Source organism: Psychrobacillus sp. Z3-81 (assembly GCF_056620325.1).
In genome coordinates this window covers 26694-46850 of sequence record NZ_JBWQPU010000017.1, presented here as the reverse complement: position 1 = coordinate 46850, position 20157 = coordinate 26694, and the positions used below count along the sequence as shown (strand labels likewise).

Below are 20157 nucleotides of genomic sequence, written 5' to 3'. Positions count from 1 at the left end.
TGCTTGCAGTTTGTCATACACAATAAAAAACTACCTCCATTGTATCAAGAGATAGTCTGATCACACTTATTTTTCTAGAGCAGCTCCTAAAAACTTTGCAAGCTCCAGCATGCCATATTTCCCTGCCTTCGCTTCTGCATCTGCGTTGTAATTCGTATTCGTGTTCACATCGTACGTATAAACTTCTCCATTCGCATCTTGAATAAACTCGATCCCCGCAACATCAATATGACTAGCCTTTAGAAATGCTTCATAACGAGAAATCAATTCCTCACTTAAGTCTTCTGTAATCTCAAACTTGGGTCGCTGAATCGGCTCCTCCCCAACAGGGCAGTAGGCATCCCCGATTTGACATGCATCAGCAGGACACAATTCGAATCCCTCCGATGTGTCCACTCTTACCGCATAGACATACTTGCCTCCTATAAACTCTGCTCTTGTAATATACGACTCTGGGGATTGGATGTATGCTTGAATCAATGTAATGCCATCTACTGGCTCTTCAAATGTTGGACCGTAAACGTATTCCTTTAATGCATCTATCGTTTGAAACAGCTGTACTCCCAATCCTTTTCCAGCTCTATTATGCTTCGTAATAAACGGAGTAGCTCCTAGCTTTTCTGCAGCTAGTAAAATCTCTTCCTTCCCGACCGCAGCAATTGTTTTTGGCGTTCGAATCCCATTTGCAGATAATGCTGTATATTGGTTGATTTTGCTAAGCTCCAAACTGAGCGCCTTTGTCCCATTAAACACTGTACGACCGTGAAGCTCTAGCCAAGAAAGCACACCACCAGCAAGCTCAGGAGCATACCGATGTCCACGCGTATGAGAGGAAGCGCTCATCCGATTATAAAATACTCCCTCTGGCGGAGTAGCTGTAAGATCCACTATTCCCTTATCAAGATGCCAAGACTCATATGGCAACTGTAACTCTTCAAGACGCTTCGTTAAATGAACTGTCCACTCATCATTTTCATGGATTATATAAATCTTTCGCATCGCGTATTCTCCTTTTAATCCCTATTATTCTTATTGGTATTATTATTCTATAAAGCCCAACAGAAAACAATAGATTTGTTTCGAAGAATAAAGAGAAGCCATCCATTAAGAATACCCAAGCCTATCCCCAGCGGTCGCTGGCCATGCCCTCCCCCCATTCCTAACCGAGAGTAAAGTTGGGCTATCCAAGAATAAATCCCGACCGAACGAGAGTAAATCGGCTAAATGAGAATAAAGTTGGGCTATCCGAGAGAGAATCCCAGCTATCCGAGAGTAAGCTCTCATTGAACGAAAATAAATTCCCCTCGAACGAGAGTAAAGCACCCACCTATCCCAAGTGGACTTGGACCATGCCCTTCCACCATTCTAACCGAGAGTAAAATTTGGCTATCCGAGAGTAAAGCCCCCAATCAGGATTACGACCCTGGCGATAGTTACTTCTATCCCTCGTTTTGTCAGCTAGAACGAAGATCGACCACCTCTACCAATGAAAATCAGGATATTCTACATCTGGATAATAACCCCCTCCGGTAGACCGTACCATTCATTCGTATACTGTTGTAAACTTCCAGTATAAATAAGCTGGAGTCCTTCAATCTGTGCAAGATCGGCTGGGGTAGTTAAGCAAGGCTCCTTCTCTATTCTCAATTCTTTCGATTCTAATAAAATGGTTGAGACAAATTGAGAGCAAAACAATTTAGATTTTCTTTCCCATCGTTTATTGAAAAGAACACCAAATAATCCAAGGAAGTTATAGGAATATGACTCACATTCTTTTCTTATTTCCAGAGCTCTATCTCTCATTTTTCCGTAGCTGCTTAATGAAACCTCACATTTATATATTTCACAGCTCGCCTCTTTAAATAGACCTCCCCGAGCATCCTCCATAACAAAACCACCGATAAATGGATTTCGTTTATGCTTCCTTCCAAAGCTATACATTTCCCTCAGGTCTTCATCAAAAGCAATTGACACATGATTATATTCTTCCTTCGTAAACATTTTTATAAGCTTGGAAAGCCATGTGCCCGTATCACTAAATACTAGATAAATTTCCTTCAACTTAACCACCTCTACATATGACAATCGTTCACCTTTTCTTTTATTATCGTCGCAACAATTGTATAGAAGGAGTGTCTCAAGATTGATTCTCCCTAAGGCTTAAGCCGTATTTATCAAAAAAATCTGTAAAACACCTCCAATTTATTAACTTTTAGGCGTTGGTATGTTATAGTAATCGTGAAATGGTTTCCTAAAAGGAGGGAATATAATGCAAAGTATAGGCATTCCTGGCTTAATACTTATCTTAATAATTGCCCTAGTCATTTTTGGTCCTTCTAAGCTCCCTCAATTGGGAAAAGCGGTCGGGCAAACTCTAAGAGAATTCAAAAGCTCTGCGCGTGAGAGTGTAATAGATGATGAGAAAAAAATCGAAACGACAAATGATTCAGATACAAAAAAATAAGCGCTTATGTCTGCCCTGCAAACATATGGAGGACATCAAGTTGGAACTTGACCACCATTTGACCTCAAGGGACGCAGCGCTGAAACCGAACAAATAAAAAAAGCGGAAAAGGAGGCTATCTCCTATTTCCGCTTTTTTCTATTTCACCGCTTTTGCAATTTTCTCCGCAGTTTCTTTTCCATTTTTGATACAAGGCCCAATGCCAACCCCATAATAATAGCATCCTGCTAGAAAAACATTCGGATGACTTTCTTTCATTTTATCGGTTAAGGATTGAATTGCCTTGGCATGTTCTAGTGTATAAACGGGCATCAAATCATTCCACTTGGTTACCTCGACAACCTTAGGATTTCCTTGGAGATGTAAGCTTTTTTGAATATCCGCAAGCGCAACCTCTAACAATTCACTTTCTGTCATATCCTTCATGCTTTCAAAATGAGGATTCGAATTTTTATAAAACATTCTAACGAGTAGCTGACTGTTCTTGGAGGTATGTTTCCACTTTCGACTTGTCCAAGTACATGCATTACATTTCACCTCTGAGTTTTCAGAAACAATGTACCCTGTTCCTTCAGCCGGAAGCTTGTTATCTGGGATATCGAACCCGAGATAGATACTAATAAGAGAGGAATTTTTCAATTTGTTGAAGTCCTCATTCAGTTCCTTGTTTTGAAGTATCTGTTGAGTCACCTGATGCGGCGTACTTAAAACCACATAATCTGCCTCTACTACCTCTCCATTTGAAAGAGATAACACATACCCATTTGCTGTTTTTTCTAAGCCTGTTGTTTGGACGCCCTTTAAGATTGAATGCTCGCTAAGCTCCTTCTCGATTCCGTCTATCAACGTAGATAGTCCTTCATCAAAGGAAATGAATTTTTTATTGGCCGCTTTTTGGAATTGCTCTTTATTCTCTCCAAGACCTTTGATAATACTACCGTAATTATTTTTATAGTCAATTAAGTAAGGTAGCGTAGATGCTAGAGTGAGCTTATCAAGACTTCCTGAATATACACCAGATAGGACAGGTGCTACCTGCTTTTCTACTAGTTCTTTTCCTAAAAAATATTCAAGAAATTCTCCAATGGAGCTTTCCTTTGTAAAACGATCATTTGGCAGCTCAAAATCTCTTAATGCTTCCTTTTTTCCTTGTTCGGAAACCAACGTACTGCTGTTCAAGGATTCTATACTAGTAGGTATTCCAAACACTGCATCTGCTGGAATGGCATGCAATTCGTTGTTTGTATATAAATAAGAAATTCCTGTAGCATTATAGACCAGCTTTTCTTCAAGCCCCAGCTCTTTCACGAGAGGCATGACTGATTCATGACGGGCAACGATAGAATCTGCTCCTACCTCCATAATAAAATCATCCTTTTGTACAGAATGAATTTTACCTCCTAAATAGTCATTGGCTTCTACAAGCGACAGCTGTACATCTAAGGAATGCTCTTCTTTTAGTCTGTGCAAGTAGTGCATTGCGGAAAGCCCCGTAATCCCTCCACCTATTACAATTACTTTTTTCATCACGTTCACTCCTAATATTCCTAAAGTTCCATCATTAGTATAACCTCTCTAAATAACATCGAATATGATTTCTATCACTCTCATTACTAGTTTACACGCTTTGTTTACAGGATTGTCAAAATTATCAGCGGATATCCAAAAAAGCGAAAACTCTCTCGCGTTTCTCCAAACAAGCAATGAAGAGCGTATTCATTATAGCCGAATCCCATTGACATTAAGGAGCAAGGCGTGGAGCTGGAAATCAAAGAACCCCCCTATCTATCTTTAGGAGGGTACTGCGTCTTTATATTTTTCTTATGACGGCACGAACTGGACTTCCATCCGCCCCTTCAATTCGCAAAGGTAGCGCAATCAGATCATACTCTCCTTCTTCGACGTTATCCAATAAAAGATTCTCTAGAATATATACGCCATGCTGGTAGAGAGTGTGGTGGATAGGGAGCTCCTTGCTAGTTATTTGATCCACTGATGGGATATCAAGGCCAAGTAAAAAGATCCCCTTCTCCTTTAGAAATGAACCGATATCTTCTCTGAGCAATGGAATCTCCTTCGGAAATTCCAAAATATTCGATTGGTTCTTCGTCTTCAATAGGAGTCTTTCTGCTCCATCAAGGTCATAGGATTGCAGCTCTTCTCCCCCTATATATTCACGACCCGTCACATCTATTATTCTTGCTCTTCCTATATATATATTGACATCAAGCTGGTCGATTGTAGCAGCACCGCTATTAAAATGAAAGGGAGCGTCTACATGTGTGCCAGTATGAACGCTAGCGGTTAATTTCCCAATATTCACAGAGCCAGTCTGTTCCTTTGTACTTGCAAGCTCAAACTGAAAAGGGGTGTCTCCTGGCCAAACAGCTATTTTATTGGACAAAGGGTTTGTAATATCAATCCATTTATTCATATTTCACCTCTATAAAGTTGTTCGCAAATCCCATAGCTCAGGGAAAAAACGATGATCTAATACGTTCCGTAAATATTGTACACCAGCAGAGCCTCCGGTTCCCGTTTTGAAGCCTATTATTCTCTCTACCGTCTTCATATGACGGAAACGCCACTGCTGAAGACAATCTTCAATATCTATCAGCTTTTCAGCAAGCTGATAGAGCTCCCAATGCTTATTAACATCTAAATATATTTCCTTCCAGGCAGCTGCCACAGTTGGATCGCCTTTATATGTTATCGAAAAATCACGATTCAGTAGCTCAGGATTTATTGGGAATCCGGCTCTATGCAACGCCCTGATGGAAGCATCATAGATGCTAGGAGCGGAAGAGGCAATGGTCAGCTTCTCGTGAAGCTCCTTGTCTTTTTCGTATATTTTTAGAATATGCTTTGTCTTATAGCCTAATAAGAATTCTATTTGCCGATATTGGAACGATTGAAAGCCTGATGATTTACCAAGCTGATCACGAAATTCTAAGTACTCAGCTGGGGTTAACGTAGAGAGAACATCCCAGGCCTGAATAAGCTGAGACTGTATTTTCGTCACTCTTGCTAGCATCTTAAAGGATTCCTGTAGGCGATCCTCTTCAATTGCTTGGATGGCACTTCCTAGTTCATGAAGAATAAGCTTCATCCAAAGCTCATTTACCTGGTGAATAATGATAAACAAAAGCTCATCATGGTGACTAGTAAGCTGCTTTTGACTAGCTAATACAGTATCAAGCGATAAATAATCTCCATACGTCATGTCCTCTTGAAAATCCGTATGAATCCCCTTTTCCTCTGGAAAACCTTCTTCTACTCTTGTCAAACAGACACCTCCTAGGCAATTACCTCTCTTTTATTCTCATATTTCATGTATTCATGTTGAAGCATAATTTCCTTTAGGCAATTGATAGCTATCCAAACATCCTCGAAGCTATTATATAAAGCCACTGGTGCTAACCGAATACCATTAGGCGCACGAAAATCTGGAATCACCTTTCTCTCCTTCAATGCTTTACATATCCTTGCTGCTTCTTCATGAACAATAAAAACATGTCCTCCACGCTCAGTTGCTTCCCTTGGGCTCACAATTGAAAAAGAAAACTGGCTTAGCTCTTCGTCTATTAAATCCATCATATAATCAGTTAGCTGAAGAGATTTTTGACGAATTCGTTCCATTCCTGCTTCTTGAAACATTTCTAGTGAACCATAAAGAGGAGCAGCACTTAAAATATGAGGGGTACCAATCTGAAAGGCTCCTGCAGTTAATGCTGGAGTCATATAAATATCCAAATCGAATTGCTTTTCTTTATTTGATCCAAACCATCCAGCCAGACCCGGCTTTTTGGAAAGATGTCTTTCATGAACAAACAAGCCTGCCACAGAACCAGGTCCCCCATTCAAGTGCTTATATGTACACCAGAAGGCAAAGTCTACATCCCACTCCTTTAGTTTGTGAGGAATTGCCCCAATGGAATGACATAAGTCAAAGCCGATCAGAATATTTCGTTCCCGGGCTGCTCTTGTTAACTCTTCCATAGCTAAAATTTGGCCACTTCGATAAAGTACGCCCGGCAAAATAATTACCGCCACATCGTCTGACATAGCTTCGATAATATCTTCCTTTTCTAATGTGTGTCCGTTTCTACTTTTGACAATCTTCATATGCTCATCCGTTATTCCATGAAGTGCTAGGTGACTTCTCACAGCATATAAATCGGAAGGAAAGTTTAATTCGTCTACTAAGATTTTCGTTTTCTTTTCAGTAGGTTTATAAAAGGTGGATAGCAGCTGATGAAGATTGGAGGTGGTTGAGCCAGTAATCATGACTTCCTCCTTTGACGCTCCCACTAAATGTGCGCACATTTCTCCCAGCTTTTCCGATAAGTAGTACCAAGGCTGCTCTCCTTGAGTCCATCCATCTATCCCTTGGTTTTTCCACATTCCTAAAACAGTTAATAATGATTGCTCCGCTCTTTTAGATAAGATACCGAGCGAATTACCATCCATGTAAACTGTCTGAGGTATTAGGTAAAACTCATCTCGGTAGGCACGCAATATATCTTTTCTATCCATTTCCTTCGCATATTCTAACGAATTATTCATCAATTCATTTACACCCCTTCCGCCTAACAGAATTTTCTATCTATTCAAAGCATATCCTACTATTTTTATTCATGTCAAAAATCTTTCACTTTATAATAAAGGAGAGATTGCCGTAAAGGGCCTCTCTCCTTCCCATTATTTTAATAGTTGTAATGCCTTTACAAACATCTTCGCTGCCTGTGCACGAGTGGCAGTGTCATTTGGCATAAATCTTCCGTCTTTTCCTACTGCAATATCAAATGTATATACCATGTTGATAGCATTTTTTGTTTCTTGGTGATATTGGCTGATATCTGTAAATGGTGATGCTTGTGTCGGGATGTATGATTTTTGTGTCGCAAGCTCGTAGGAACGCATAAGCATAAGAGCTAGCTGCCCTCTAGTAACAGGCTTACCTGGATTAAATAGCCCCTTATCTCCTTTGACAATCCCAAATTGGTATGCAGTCGCAATAGCTTCTTGTGTTTCTTTTGAATAACCTTGTATATCAGTAAATGGTGCTGTTTGTGTCGCATTCAAGTCTAGTGCTTTCACGATAATGGAAGCTGCTTGTGCACGAGTTAGATCGTTATTTGGCTTAAATGTCCCGTCCTCATATCCACCAACTATCCCTGCCATCGCTGCTTGTTCAATAAATTCCCTTGAGCCATGTTTTTCAATATCTTTAAACGTAAGGCTCGAACTAGTCGACACGGTTACAGATGGAGCATCTTTACTGACATTTCCTTCTTCATCTATAGCCTTAAGAGAAAATATGAAAGATTCATTGAAACCTATATTTTTTACTTGGTAAGATGTTATATCCCCTGCAACCTCTGCAATCTTCGAAGCTCCGTTATACAGCGTGTAACCAGTTACTTTTTTGTCATCGACAGCGGGCTTCCATGTTAAGGTTGCCACTGAATTTTGTACTCTGGCTTTCAATATATCCGTAGCTATCCAAGGCTGATCCTTAAAAATTTGCTCCTTAAAGAGGCTTGCTACCACTTTATATCCGGATTCACTTAAATGGATATTCTGTGGGTTAGGCAAATAATCGGTAGCTTTTTCTGCTATTTGATTTTGCGTAGAAATATACGTTGCCGATGACCCAGCCATAGCTTTTTGAATCGTACCGTTTAAATTAGCAAGTAATTGTTCGGCTTGTTTCTGATGTTCACTAGATAAAAAAGGAAAAGGATTATAATACCCCATCACATAAACTTTCACATCAGGATTAAGAGCATATATCTCTTTTAGTATTGCTTGTGTGTTAGTCCCCACCTGTTGGAGACCAGCACCAATTTTAAATAGATCATAAGAAAGAGCCCCCGTTGAGCTATCAACTTTAATAGCAGGAAGAACATCGTTTGCTCCAGCTGAAAGTGTAATAATGTCGGCTTCTTTAATAGAGGTTTTTAATGAAGCAGTCTTTGTCGTATTGCCAGCTCCAACTATAGGCTTCGTGATGTCATTCTTAATGTCATCCAACAAATTTTGTGTAGTATATCCCGGATATGTAAATCCTTTAGTAAATAATTGTAATACCCCTTCCCCCTTAAGCTCAGCTGCAATAAAATCCGTGTAGCCATTTCCAAGCTCATTTTGTGGGGTAACCCCCGCTGCTAAAGAATCCCCTAGCGCTAAATAATTTACCGGGCTAGCCCATGATGGTCTTCCCTCTTCAGAATCTGCAAGCGTATAAAAAGGGTATCCAACCACTTGAAACAGTAATGCCAAAACGAAAAGTAATCGAGCTCTTTTCCATAAACGTTTCATTTCTTTCCTCCTATCATCCCTATGTTATTTTTGAACAAACACATTTATTCCAACAACAGAATAAAAAAAGAGACCTGGCATTTACATATCTGCAAGGTCTCGGTAGTTGTGTTTGTTGGATTGATTTTAGCATACTTTCCCATATAAATACTGAGAATTTTTTGAGGATTGTTTTTGAGGTGAGAGAGCAAGAACGTTCGTTATAGCGAATGTCCTTTTACTTTTCCGAAGAAAGCAGTATGCCAGAAACGTTGTAGGACTGACATGTAAAATTTCCACGGTTCGCTTACTTATTTCTCCATTGTCTTTCATATAAATCATTTCGGCAATTTGAGCATGCTTCCATACTTTTAGAATCTGTTCACGCACGTTCGTTCCCCCTTTTTCTCTATTATACAGAACAAACGTTCGTGATTCTACTAATATTTTTCTGGAAAACAAACAAAATTCTGCTCACTACCGGTGACCTTGTTTTACCAATTAACATGGATTTGACGCAGCCTCTTCCATCAACGCTTCTACTAAAGAACTAAACTTACTTACAAAAAAGAGCTATCCATGGGGATAGCTCAAGGAATATTATTCTACTGCTTCTTCTGCCTCCATAAATGCAGAGGAAACCTTGTCAAACTCTTCATCACTTTCTATAATGGAGAATTCTTCTCCTTCTTCTACTCGTAAAAAGAAGACGTCCATTTCTTCCTCAGAATCTTCGTCTTGCGTATCCTCTGCAAATCCTACTGCAGCATAATCTACGCCGTCGATGGTCAAGAGACCTAGTACTTCAATTTCTTGTTCCTGGTCATCTTCTCCAAGTAATGCGAAGATGTCCCCAACCTCAATCTTTCCTTTGTTCTCTTCCATTTCTAATTCCTCCTTTTAACGAGTACTTGTTACTCCTCCATTATCTCCTAGCAATCTACTTTTAGCAAAGAATACGAGAGGTTAGATACCCCTTTACTTCCTCAGAGGAAGCTAATGATAATAAATGATTGATATGAGCCTTCCATTCCTCACCTGACAATTCATGTAGGAGATACTTTGCTTCTGGAATAAATCCTGCATGAACAGATATCTCATCAATTTGTAATCCTACCATTAGAGGTAATGCTAGAGGGTCTGAAGCCATTTCTCCACAAATACCTACCCATTTGTTATGCTTATGTGCAGCAGCTACAACCATTTGAATTTGCTTGAGAATTACCGGGTGATAAGGCTGATACAAGTAAGAGACATGCTCGTTCATACGATCAGCTGCAAAAGTGTACTGCACTAAATCATTCGTACCAATTGAGAAAAAGTCGACGGCTTTTGCAAAGACCTCAGCATGCATAGCGGCAGCAGGAGTTTCTACCATCATGCCCACCTCTATTTTACCGACCATAATCCCCTCATCTAACAGCTTTTCTTTTTCTTCAAGAAGCACGGCCTTTGCCTGCTGTAGCTCCTCCATCATGCAAATCATCGGGAACATAATTTTTAAGTGTCCAAAAGCACTCGCTCTTAACAGGGCACGAAGCTGCGTACGAAACGTTTCTTGTGAGCTCAAACATAAACGAATAGCACGTTTTCCCAAAAAAGGGTTTTCCTCTTGCTCTAGGTTTAGATACGGAACGTTTTTATCACCGCCAATATCAATTGTACGAATAACGACGGGCTTATCACCAAATAATTCAAGGATTCTTTTATAGAAATGGAACTGCTCCTCCTCGGAAGGCGCACTCTCTCTATTTACATATAAAAATTCTGTTCTAAATAACCCTATTCCTTCCCCACCAGATCCTCGAACACGTTCAGCATCCTCTATACTGCCAATATTACCGAATACTTTTATCTGTTGCCGATCTTTCGTATAAGTAGGCATATCGTTGTACACATTTAGTTGCCTTTCATTCATCTGTACAATTTTTTGATGATACATTTGCAAAACATCTTCTGAAGGTTCTAATAAAACCTTTCCACTTGTTCCATCCATAATAATTACTTCATTTTTTATCTCAGTAGAGGCGTTCTTTACTCCTACTATTGCAGGGATACCCATAGCTCTTGCCAGAATCGCTGCATGAGAGGTTACACTTCCCTTGTAGAGAATGATTCCTTTTATCCATCGGCGGTCTAATTGAATAGTGAGAGAAGGAGAAAGATCCTCTGCGACAAGAATTACCTCCTGTTGAAGAGAAGAGAGCTCTTCTTCCTTGCCATGTACCAGTTCTCTAATCAGTCTTTCTGTTACATCCCGGATATCCGCAGCTCTTTCCTTCATATATTCATTTGATAGTTCTTCAAACATCTTTATATAAATGGCAGCAACTTCTCGTACAGCAAACTCTGCATTTACGCCATCTTCAATCTTGTTACAAATAGCCGACAAGAGTACTGGATCCTCTAGGACTAGCAGATGTGCTGCAAAGACCTCACCCTGCTCTTGTCCTAATTGATTACCTGCTTTTTCTCTTAACAGCTGAAGCTTCTCTTTTACTTTCTCGATAGCCATCTTAAAACGGCTTATTTCTCCTTCAATTTCCTCTGTGATAATTTTTTCAATTACTGTAGGGGAAGCCTTGTAATGAAAGGCATTTCCTATCACAATTCCTGGAGATACAGCTAACCCTACTATTTCTCGCATATTTCACCTAGATCCTGCTCGATAAGGAATTGCTCTAAATACTTCAACGCTGCCTCCGCATCATCTCCACTCGCACATAGCTCAATGGAAGCCTTTGAAGGAATGGAAAGCGCCATTACAGAAAGAATAGATTTTAAGTTTGCTTCTTGTCCCTCATAAGAAATGATTATGTCAGAATTGAAGCTGACTGCCGCGTTTACCAAAAGAGCAGCTGGTCTTGCATGAATACCATCAGGGGCTGTGATAATAAAGGTTTTCTTCATTTTAAACACCTTCCTTTATTTAAATAGAGAAAAGGGGCCGTCTGAAAAGTCATTTTGAAAGGGCCCCTTTGCGACGAGGATGGTGGCATTTTTAATGCGACCACCGCAGGAGCAATGCTTCATAGCAGATAGGAATGGGTGTCCCATAAGTTTTCTACTTATGGGACACCCCCTCTAAACCGACTACCTCAGTTTATCTATTTCATCTGCTACAAACTGTACACTCGTTCCTACAATTACGTGAATGTGATTTGCCCCTATAACATTGAGACCCAAGACACCGGTTCCCTTTATCTTTTGTTGATCTACTTTCTCCATATCACGCACATCCACTCTCAATCTCGTTGCACAGTACTCTAAAGATGCCACGTTCTCTTTACCGCCAAGTCCATCCAATATATTTTGAGCAAGTCTCTTAAATGGAGTATCTGTAGAACTAGTTTCGACCTCTTCTACTTGCTCATCATCTTCTCTACCAGGTGTTTTCAGGTTAAATTTAACGATGAGGAAGCGGAATAAGAAGTAATAAATTACTCCAAAAACGAGTCCCTGTACTAGTAGCATGTACTGGTTGTTCGCCATGGGCAGTCTGCTACTTAAGAAGAAATCAACAAAGCCTGCACTGAAAGTAAAGCCTGCCGTCCATTGGAAACTAGCTGCAATGAATAAGCTGAGCCCCGTCAAGGCTGCATGAACTACATATAAAGCAGGTGCTAAAAACATAAATGCAAATTCTAACGGCTCTGTGATCCCAGTAAAGAAGGAAGCAAAGCTCGCAGCAATCATAAGAGAAGCTGCCTGTTTTTTACGCTTTGTTTTTGCAGTATGATACATTGCAAGCCCTGCAGCTGGTAGCCCAAACATCATAATCGGGAAGAACCCAGCTAAATACATACCAGTGACCCCTTTAACGCCAGATCCATCCCAAAACTTTCCGATGTCATCAATCCCAATAGTGTCGAACCAAAATACTGCATTTAAAGCATGATGGAGTCCTGTGGGAATAAGCAAGCGATTAAAGAATCCAAATAATCCTGCTCCTGCAGCTCCTAGTTCACTCAGCATTTCCCCAAAGTTGAACAATGCTCCATAAATTATTGGCCAGATGAAAAATAATAAAGCAGAGACCACTAACATAACTACAGAAGTAATAATCGGCACTAACCGTTTACCGCTAAAAAAGGCTAGAAAATCTGGAAGCTTCACATGACTAAATCGATTATAGAGATATGCTGCAATTCCTCCAGATAGAATTCCTATAAATGCGTTTGCAATTTTTTCGAAAGACGGATCTACTTCAGCTACATCGACTCCTTGAAGCAATGCAACCGTTTTTGTAGAAAGCATGGTTGTTGCAACTAAGTAAGCTACTAAACCACTTAAAGCAGCTGAGCCATCTCGATCCTTCGCCAGTCCTACCGCTACCCCTACAGCGAATAAGATGGGAAGATTATCAATGATTGATCCCCCTGCCTTGATGAAGAAAGCTGCAATTGCATTTCCTGCCGCCCCGTTTGGATCAATCCAATGCCCAATACCCATTAATACCGCAGCTGCTGGGAGTACTGCTACCGGCAGCATTAATGAACGACCGAGTCGTTGTATACGTCTCATCATGTAATCCATACTCCTATCATTTTTTATTAACATCAAAACCCTATGCTTGCCGAATTAGAGGGAAGGACGGAAGGCAACCCCTTCTCCTCAACCGGACTTCTAATCTCATAAAATAGAAATGATTGCAAAATCCATAATTGCCTTCCTTACTTTCCTGTTCACCTCCTTATTTCTTGGTAACGATCATAATGACCGTTTTTCCAGCCGTACAGTTGGTAATCTTCTTAGGAGTTATCTCTCGGACAGCGCTATTGGTGATAACAATAGGAGTGATTATGCTTTTGGCATTCTCTCCTACATAATCCAAATCTACTTCTACTAAAATATGGCCTGCTTTGACATCCATACCTTGCTTGACGAAGTGGCGAAATCCTCTCCCTTTTAGAGAAACTGTTTCAAGGCCGATATGAATTAGCAACTCTGTACCATCGCGTGTTCGGAGCCCAATCGCATGCTTCGTTGCAGGTAAATAAGTAATTTCTGCATCCACCGGCGAATAGATTTTTCCTTCCGTTGGCATAATGGCGATTCCTTCTCCTAACATTTTTTTACTGAAAGCTGGATCAGGCACTTCCTCTAAAGAGATCAATTGACCCGTGACAGGGGCGATAACCTGTAATTTTCTTTTTAAAAGTTTACCTAGCAAATCCAAACTCCTTTCCAACAAAATTACTCGTTAGTCATGTATACTGTTTAGACGAGTATTAAAGAACATAAAAAGGGACCGTCTGAAAAGTCATTTTGAGATGGTCCCTTTGCGACAAGGATGGTGACATTTTACAATCTTATTAGGCAAATAAAAAATTTCGCATTAAATGATTGAATGAAAATATATATATCCAATAAAAAAACCTTTCGCACTTAGCGAAAGGCTGCTCATCTTAATAATACATATTAATCCCTTTATTTTTCTGAGAAACAGCATGAGCTAATTTAATAGTAGAAACAGCAATTTCTGCATAAGTCACTTCTTTTGTTGGATTGAATTGTCCTTTTTCTGCAGTTAGCAATCCTAATGAATCTGCTAATGCTACGTATCCTGTATATTCGGGTTTAATGTTCGCTGCATCTGTAAACTCGTTTTTATAAATCTTGCTATTTTTAGCTGCTGCATCTAATCCCATTGCCTTGATGGACCAAGCTGCTAATTCCTCTCTTGTCACTTTTCCATCTACGTCAAACGTTTTAGAATCAACTGAAATAATACCAGTCTCCACTGCACGCTGAACTACTTGATAGAGTGGATGCTTAGAATTGATATTTTCAAAAGCTTGATTAGGATTTTCTTCTCCATAATACCCTCCATAAATAGAAGTAAGTGAGTTGATCATTGTCTTTAATGCTTCTCCTTTTGAGACAGCAGCATCCCCATTAAATTTCTTGGCATCTTTTACTTCTAGGGTACCTGTGCTAATTAAATAATTTAACTCTTCCTCAGCCCAACTATGTGTTACCTGAGTTGTATTTTCATCTCCATAGTAGCTAATCCATTTACCTGTCTGCGCATTCAATGTATTGTAAGAGTTATCATTATAAACTGGTGTATATAATAAATCATAGTGCTTCTTCTCACTAGAATACTGTTTCATATAAACAAGCTTCACATCTAACGCTTTCGTGTATATTTCTTTTGCTTCCTTGGCAGTGATCACTTGCTTAATAGATGGCCATTCACTTATTTGCTGATGGCTAGTATAAAGACTATATAATTTGCCGTCTGCTGAAATACTTACACTTATTTGATCACCGGATACCTTAAGCCCGTTCACTATTCGAGGGAAGTTAAAATGATATGTCCCAGATTGTTCGTCATGGTAAGCATCTTCTGATGGCTTTGCAAAATCATGTAGAATAGATGGTGTCCACTCCTTTAAATACGCCATCGCTTTCGTTAACGCATCTTTCTCCGTAATAGGCTTCTTCACCTCTACCTTTTCCCCAAGCTCTTGAAGAATATGTGGGAGCCCACTAGAGAAGCTAACTAGCTCGCCTGTTTGTTTATCAATTTCAAAGGAACTGCCGTACCCATTTCTACCATTTTTCGTGGTGTAGGAATAAGAAATACTAATAACACTTCTTCCGTTGTAATTTTCTATTTCATCGACAGATTGAATATTAAAAGTAACTTTATCACTATTTGGCTTCAGCATCTTTTCCGCTATTTTTTTCGCCTGCTCCACTGTAATCCCCTTTTGCTTGGCAGGCAGTGCCTTCTCTACGATTTTTTCTAGCTTCTTCGCTTTTGGATAAGTATTTAGGAATTCCTGGCCATCATACCATTTTCCGTTTAATGCATGATTACCAACCAGATTAGGGTTTGGTTGATACACCAAGTTTACCTTTGGCTTTCCAGTTCTATAATCGTAATCAATTCTATATTGTAGCTCGACTGAAAGATTCTCCTTCCAGCTTTTTAAAATAGCGTTTTTGTCCTTCACATTCTTCACTGAATCAAATGTATGCTTTTCTACTTTGGTAGGATAACGGTATAAGCTAGTGACATCCCCATTTCCTAAAATACTTACATCCACTCGCTGATCAGAAAGTGGGATGCCATTCTCTGTCTTAGAGAACGAAAATGAATAAGAAATAGGCTCTGTTAGAATTCTTGTTGGGTAATAATTGTATTGATTTGTATCTAGCTGATAATTTTCATTCTTAAAGAATTTCTTTACAAAATCAACCGCTTTTTGCTGTGCTTCCTCTTTTGAATATTTAGCTGGGAATAATGAGTCAGCAGTAGTTGGCGGAGAATAGGAAAAATGCTCAATTTCTAGATCCGAACCGTAGAAGCTTACGTTTCCATGATATCTCTTTCCATCAATCGTTTGAGTAAAAGAGAGATTATACCTGGTAATACCATCCTCCGGATAATAGGTTCCACTATGCATAGTAAATTCACTTTCTTTTACCGATGCAAAATCTGGGAAAAGAGAGCGGAACTTTTTAATGAGGTCCGCCTTCGAAAACGTCGATTGGGCAACAGCCACTTGATTAAGTACTTTTTCCGATTGTCCTAGTACCGAAGTTGCGCTTGCTGGTGTCATAAACATTCCAATAGATAATGCTGAGGCCGTCACTAAAATTCCTATCTTTTTTGGTTTTAACATATAAATCCCCCTATATATTTTTCTCTTACCATTTGAATCTCTTTTTATGATTGCTCAGTTTCCCTATTCTTTTTTCGATAAAGAGCAATCATTAAGTAACACAGTTTCCCCTCCACCCTCTCTTTGAAAAAACATATCTATCATATATATGCATTCAAATTCTAAAATATTCCGATTATTGTAAATGTTTTTCTCGTAAAGTGAGTCTATCTTCTGACTAGCCCTCTTCACCGTTTCTTGTAGTATGGACGTCCAATGGAAGATATAGCAGCTGACAGAAATCAATAAACGGAAGACTTGCAAGAGAGTTTGTTGTTGGTAAAGGAATATATAAGTATGGATGGCCGATTTTATATGTGGATGCAGATAGATAAAGGATGAAAGAAATATTATTAGTAGATGTTTTAGAAGGAATAAGATATGTAGACGATTATGCAACAGAGAAAGGATTAAAAAAATATCAAAATGAAGTAGATTCTATCCTCAAACATATCGAGCTACTATGAATGGTGTTAAAGTTGGATGAGCGCACAGAAATAAAAATATGAGAAACTATGGAAGCACTAGTACTTATTATTTATTACAGGTAGACTCCAAAATAGTGAGAACCAGCATGAGAAGAGAGCATTTACGTTGTTATATAGTAAATGCTTTTTATGCTTTCTCCATATCTTTTTATGAGGTGACTTCTAGCTTTTGATAATACTCTTCTACAATCGGATAGATATCTGGTTCAGAATCATAGTAGACGCCGTCTATTTCACTCAGCGTAAAATCGAACTCATTCAATTGCTCGAACAACCTGATACGATAACGCCACCCGACCCGACCATCCTGGTTTTCTTGTGGAATATATTCTATATCTTTAATTAAAGATAAAAACTCTTCTATTTGTTCCGGGTCCTGTAAGGTCTTAGCTTCCCCAGTGGAACCGTCTTGAATAATGACTCGGTCTATTTCTGTGAGACCTTGTTCTTCTATAAAAGCCTCTAATGTCTGTGTTTTTGGTGTGACGGGGTTACAGGCAGAAACTAAACATAGCAGACTAGTGAGTAATAGGTAATTTTTCATGTACTTCCTCCTCTGTAGCCCTTCTAGATATACTTGTAGAATTAGACTCCTCTACCATCCAATCAGTTACAATAATTTTTAGATTTTTCATGTTTTTTATATTCGAAAAAGGGTATTTAATGATAACCCTTTGTCCCCTATCAAATTAGAGGAGTGATTATATGAATAAAGAAATAAGAAAACCATCCTTGTCGTATTCCCTCTTTATCCTGCTCTTAATGGTCTTCATCATCTCTGTCGGTCTTATAGCATTTAAAGCATCGATACAAATCATGCTGCTTCTAGCCTTATTTACACTCATACCGTTTATGTTTAGGCTTGGCTTTACCTATAAAGAAGTTGAGAAAACAATGTTTACCTCCATGTTAAAAGCCCTTCAGCCCTCTCTTATCTTAATCACTGTTGGTATACTAATCGGAGCCTGGATGGCAGCCGGTACCGTTCCAGCTTTAATCTATTATGGAATACAGGCAATCTCCCCACAGTTTTTCCTAGTTACCGCATTATTGTTTTGTTCCGTTGTATCGATGGCTACAGGTTCCTCTTGGGCAACGCTTGGAACTGCTGGAATTGCAATGATTGGTGTCGGTCATAGTCTTGGAGTGCCAATTGCAATGACAGCTGGTGCTATAGTCAGTGGTGCATATTTTGGTGATAAGTTATCTCCGCTTTCGGATACCACAAATCTTGCAGCTGCTGTAGTAGGAATTGATGTGTTCACGCACGTAAAACACATGCTATGGACGACGATTCCAGCCTATATCGTAACAGCCATTATTTTTACAGTCATTGGTCTGAACATACAGGTAGCAACCGTCAGCTCTGAGGAAGTTACTCTCCTAACCAATTATTTATATAATAACTTCGGACTAGGAATCTTTGCTTTTTTACCGGCAATTGTCTTATTTATTCTATTAATTACAAAGCGTCCAGCTATACCTTCTGTTTTAATAGGTGGATTGGTTGGGGCAGTAGTAGCCGTAGTTTACCAGGGAGTGTCTCTTACTTCTATTTTTGAAATTTTATATACTGGTTTCTTTGTAGAATCTGGGATTGAAGCAGTAGACACACTTCTTCAAAGAGGTGGACTAGTTAGTATGCTGCCCATGGTTGCTATCTTTTTATTTGCTCTTGGTCTTGGGGGACTCCTGAATGCCTCTGGAGTATTAGTCACGATCATCAATTCAATCGTTGGTGCTATTAGAAGTAGAGGGATTTTAGTTTTTGTAACCATGATTATGTCCTATTTCACCCTGGGTCTCGGAGGTACGTTTTCCTTTGCCGGTGTTATGACAGGCACTTTTATGAGACCGTTATATGACAAATTTAATTTAAAGCCTGAAAACCTATCCAGGACCATGGAAGATTGTGCAACTCAAGGCTGTGCTTTATTACCATGGACGGCAAGTGGAGTCTTTACAGCTACTACCTTAGGGGTCCCTACTTTAACCTACTTACCTTTTTGCTTCCTAGCTATGATTACTCCGTTATTCAATCTTCTATACGGAATTACCGGTATTTCCATGAAGGAGTATACAAAGGAAGAACAAGAAGAACAAGAAGAACAATTTAGGATAGACAAACGAATAGTCGAAGCATAAAATGAATGGCTAACGTGATAGAAAGGGGCCGTCTGAAAAGTCATTTTGAGACGGTTCCTTGTGACGAGGATGGCGGCATTTTGATGCGACCACCACAGGAGCAATGTTACAGAGCAGTTATTTGTCAAAGTAAGAAGAGGTGTCCATAAGTTTTTTACTTATGAGACACCTCCTTTTCGTTTTGACGAACTTTTTCAAATACCAAAACTATGATAAACTAGATAAAAATTGGAAGGATTAAACGACATGCATACATATCGTTTTTTAGAGAGAATACTGTTCCCTTCAACACGTATCCAAGCAGACAAGCTACATAAAGCGATTAACGGAAAAACCATCCTTATAACAGGGGCAAGCTCAGGAATTGGAAGAGAGCTCGCATATCTCTTAGCAGAATATCCGGTTAAACTGATTCTAATAGCTCGTCGGGAGCACCTGCTCGTTCAAATAAAAGAAGAGATGAAGGAATACCCTTCTACCATTGAAGTAATTTCTGCAGATTTAAGAAAAGAAGAAGAGATGGAAAGGACGTTAAAGGTGCTCGAAAAGCAGCCTATTCACGTCTTTGTTAGTAATGCAGGGTTATCAATTAACAGAGCAATATTCGACTCGTTAGATCGGACTCATGATTTTACCAGAACAATGGCCATTAATTACTTTGCGCCCGTACAGCTATTACTTTCCATTTTGCCTAAGCTCGAAAAGGAAGAAGGACATATAGTCAATGTCTCAACTATTAACGCTCTACTGCTCCCCTTCCCTAATTGGGCGGCTTACCAAGCCTCTAAAGGAGCATTTGATACTTGGTTCCGGGCTAGTTCACCAGAGCTTAATAGGAAGGGAATTACTACATCATCTCTTTACTTACCCTTAGTTAAAACTCCTATGATTGAGCCGACAGATTCTTATCGGAATACCCCAGCGATGAGACCAGATCATGTTGCGAAAATTATAGCTAGTATGTTATATACCAAAAAAAGAATTTACAAGCCTTGGTGGTCCATTTTTGGAGAGATTGGCTCTCTTGTTTTTAGAGGATTAATTGAAAGAAAATTAGCCAAATAAGGAAAAAAGGAGAAAG

Annotated in this window: 18 protein-coding genes; 3 read left to right on the top strand and 15 right to left on the bottom strand. The window is 39.4% G+C overall.

Going from position 1 to position 20157, the window contains the following annotated elements; translation table 11 throughout:
* Nucleotides 1-66: 66 nt before the first annotated feature.
* Together AC1ECF_RS15435 and AC1ECF_RS15430 are read right to left on the bottom strand one after the other, a co-directional pair.
* Entirely contained in the window at nt 67-999 is a 933-nt protein-coding gene (locus AC1ECF_RS15435; protein ID WP_480390320.1) for an ATP-grasp domain-containing protein, read from the bottom strand.
* A gap of 504 nt (nt 1000-1503) precedes the next feature.
* On the bottom strand, nt 1504-2061 hold the full coding sequence (locus AC1ECF_RS15430) for a hypothetical protein (RefSeq protein ID WP_480390319.1): 558 nt from the start codon (nt 2059-2061) through the stop codon (nt 1504-1506).
* A gap of 205 nt (nt 2062-2266) precedes the next feature.
* Between AC1ECF_RS15430 and tatA the strand changes: the two genes are divergently transcribed.
* Entirely contained in the window at nt 2267-2464 is a 198-nt protein-coding gene (tatA, locus tag AC1ECF_RS15425; RefSeq protein ID WP_480390338.1) for a twin-arginine translocase TatA/TatE family subunit, read from the top strand.
* Nucleotides 2465-2602: 138 nt separating this feature from the next.
* Here tatA and AC1ECF_RS15420 read toward each other — a convergent pair whose 3' ends face one another.
* The 13 genes from AC1ECF_RS15420 to AC1ECF_RS15360 all read right to left on the bottom strand — a co-directional run bounded on the left by AC1ECF_RS15420 (nt 2603) and on the right by AC1ECF_RS15360 (nt 17475).
* On the bottom strand, nt 2603-3991 hold the full coding sequence (locus AC1ECF_RS15420; RefSeq protein WP_480390318.1) for a protoporphyrinogen oxidase: 1389 nt from the start codon (nt 3989-3991) through the stop codon (nt 2603-2605).
* A 283-nt stretch (nt 3992-4274) separates the two neighbouring features.
* Nucleotides 4275-4898: an arylformamidase gene (gene kynB, locus AC1ECF_RS15415; protein ID WP_480390317.1), complete on the bottom strand. Its 624-nt coding sequence runs from the start codon at nt 4896-4898 to the stop codon at nt 4275-4277.
* Nucleotides 4899-4907: 9 nt separating this feature from the next.
* Nucleotides 4908-5750, bottom strand: coding sequence for a tryptophan 2,3-dioxygenase (kynA, locus tag AC1ECF_RS15410; RefSeq protein WP_480390316.1), 843 nt, complete (start codon nt 5748-5750; stop codon nt 4908-4910).
* Nucleotides 5751-5761: 11 nt separating this feature from the next.
* Complete coding sequence (gene kynU / locus AC1ECF_RS15405; RefSeq protein WP_480390337.1) at nt 5762-7030, bottom strand: kynureninase; 1269 nt, start codon at nt 7028-7030, stop codon at nt 5762-5764.
* Between the two features lie 135 nt (nt 7031-7165).
* On the bottom strand, nt 7166-8788 hold the full coding sequence (locus AC1ECF_RS15400) for an S-layer homology domain-containing protein (protein WP_480390315.1): 1623 nt from the start codon (nt 8786-8788) through the stop codon (nt 7166-7168).
* A 126-nt stretch (nt 8789-8914) separates the two neighbouring features.
* Nucleotides 8915-9157 (bottom strand): transcriptional regulator, encoded by a 243-nt coding sequence (locus AC1ECF_RS15395; protein WP_480390314.1) that lies wholly within the window; start codon nt 9155-9157, stop codon nt 8915-8917.
* Nucleotides 9158-9367: 210 nt separating this feature from the next.
* Nucleotides 9368-9652, bottom strand: coding sequence for a DUF1292 domain-containing protein (locus AC1ECF_RS15390; RefSeq protein ID WP_480390313.1), 285 nt, complete (start codon nt 9650-9652; stop codon nt 9368-9370).
* A gap of 61 nt (nt 9653-9713) precedes the next feature.
* Nucleotides 9714-11414: a phosphoenolpyruvate--protein phosphotransferase gene (gene ptsP / locus AC1ECF_RS15385; protein ID WP_480390312.1), complete on the bottom strand. Its 1701-nt coding sequence runs from the start codon at nt 11412-11414 to the stop codon at nt 9714-9716.
* Nucleotides 11402-11677 (bottom strand): HPr family phosphocarrier protein, encoded by a 276-nt coding sequence (locus AC1ECF_RS15380; protein WP_480390311.1) that lies wholly within the window; start codon nt 11675-11677, stop codon nt 11402-11404. The genes ptsP and AC1ECF_RS15380 overlap by 13 nt, the downstream gene beginning before the upstream one ends.
* Before the next feature lie 183 nt (nt 11678-11860).
* Entirely contained in the window at nt 11861-13294 is a 1434-nt protein-coding gene (gene nagE, locus AC1ECF_RS15375) for an N-acetylglucosamine-specific PTS transporter subunit IIBC (protein ID WP_480390310.1), read from the bottom strand.
* 166 nt (nt 13295-13460) lie between these two features.
* A complete protein-coding gene (locus tag AC1ECF_RS15370) occupies nt 13461-13940 on the bottom strand; it encodes a PTS sugar transporter subunit IIA (protein ID WP_480390309.1) in 480 nt (159 codons plus the stop codon).
* Nucleotides 13941-14175: 235 nt separating this feature from the next.
* Nucleotides 14176-16404, bottom strand: a complete 2229-nt coding sequence (locus AC1ECF_RS15365; RefSeq protein WP_480390308.1) for a YcdB/YcdC domain-containing protein — start codon at nt 16402-16404, stop codon at nt 14176-14178.
* Nucleotides 16405-17079: 675 nt separating this feature from the next.
* Nucleotides 17080-17475, bottom strand: coding sequence for a hypothetical protein (locus AC1ECF_RS15360; protein ID WP_480390307.1), 396 nt, complete (start codon nt 17473-17475; stop codon nt 17080-17082).
* A gap of 161 nt (nt 17476-17636) precedes the next feature.
* Here AC1ECF_RS15360 and nhaC point away from each other — a divergent pair, with 161 nt between their 5' ends.
* Nucleotides 17637-19076 carry a Na+/H+ antiporter NhaC gene (nhaC, locus tag AC1ECF_RS15355; RefSeq protein ID WP_480390306.1) on the top strand — a complete coding sequence of 480 codons (1440 nt, stop codon included), beginning with the start codon at nt 17637-17639 and terminating at the stop codon, nt 19074-19076.
* A 246-nt stretch (nt 19077-19322) separates the two neighbouring features.
* A complete protein-coding gene (locus tag AC1ECF_RS15350) occupies nt 19323-20141 on the top strand; it encodes an SDR family NAD(P)-dependent oxidoreductase (RefSeq protein WP_480390305.1) in 819 nt (272 codons plus the stop codon).
* Nucleotides 20142-20157 lie beyond the last annotated feature (16 nt).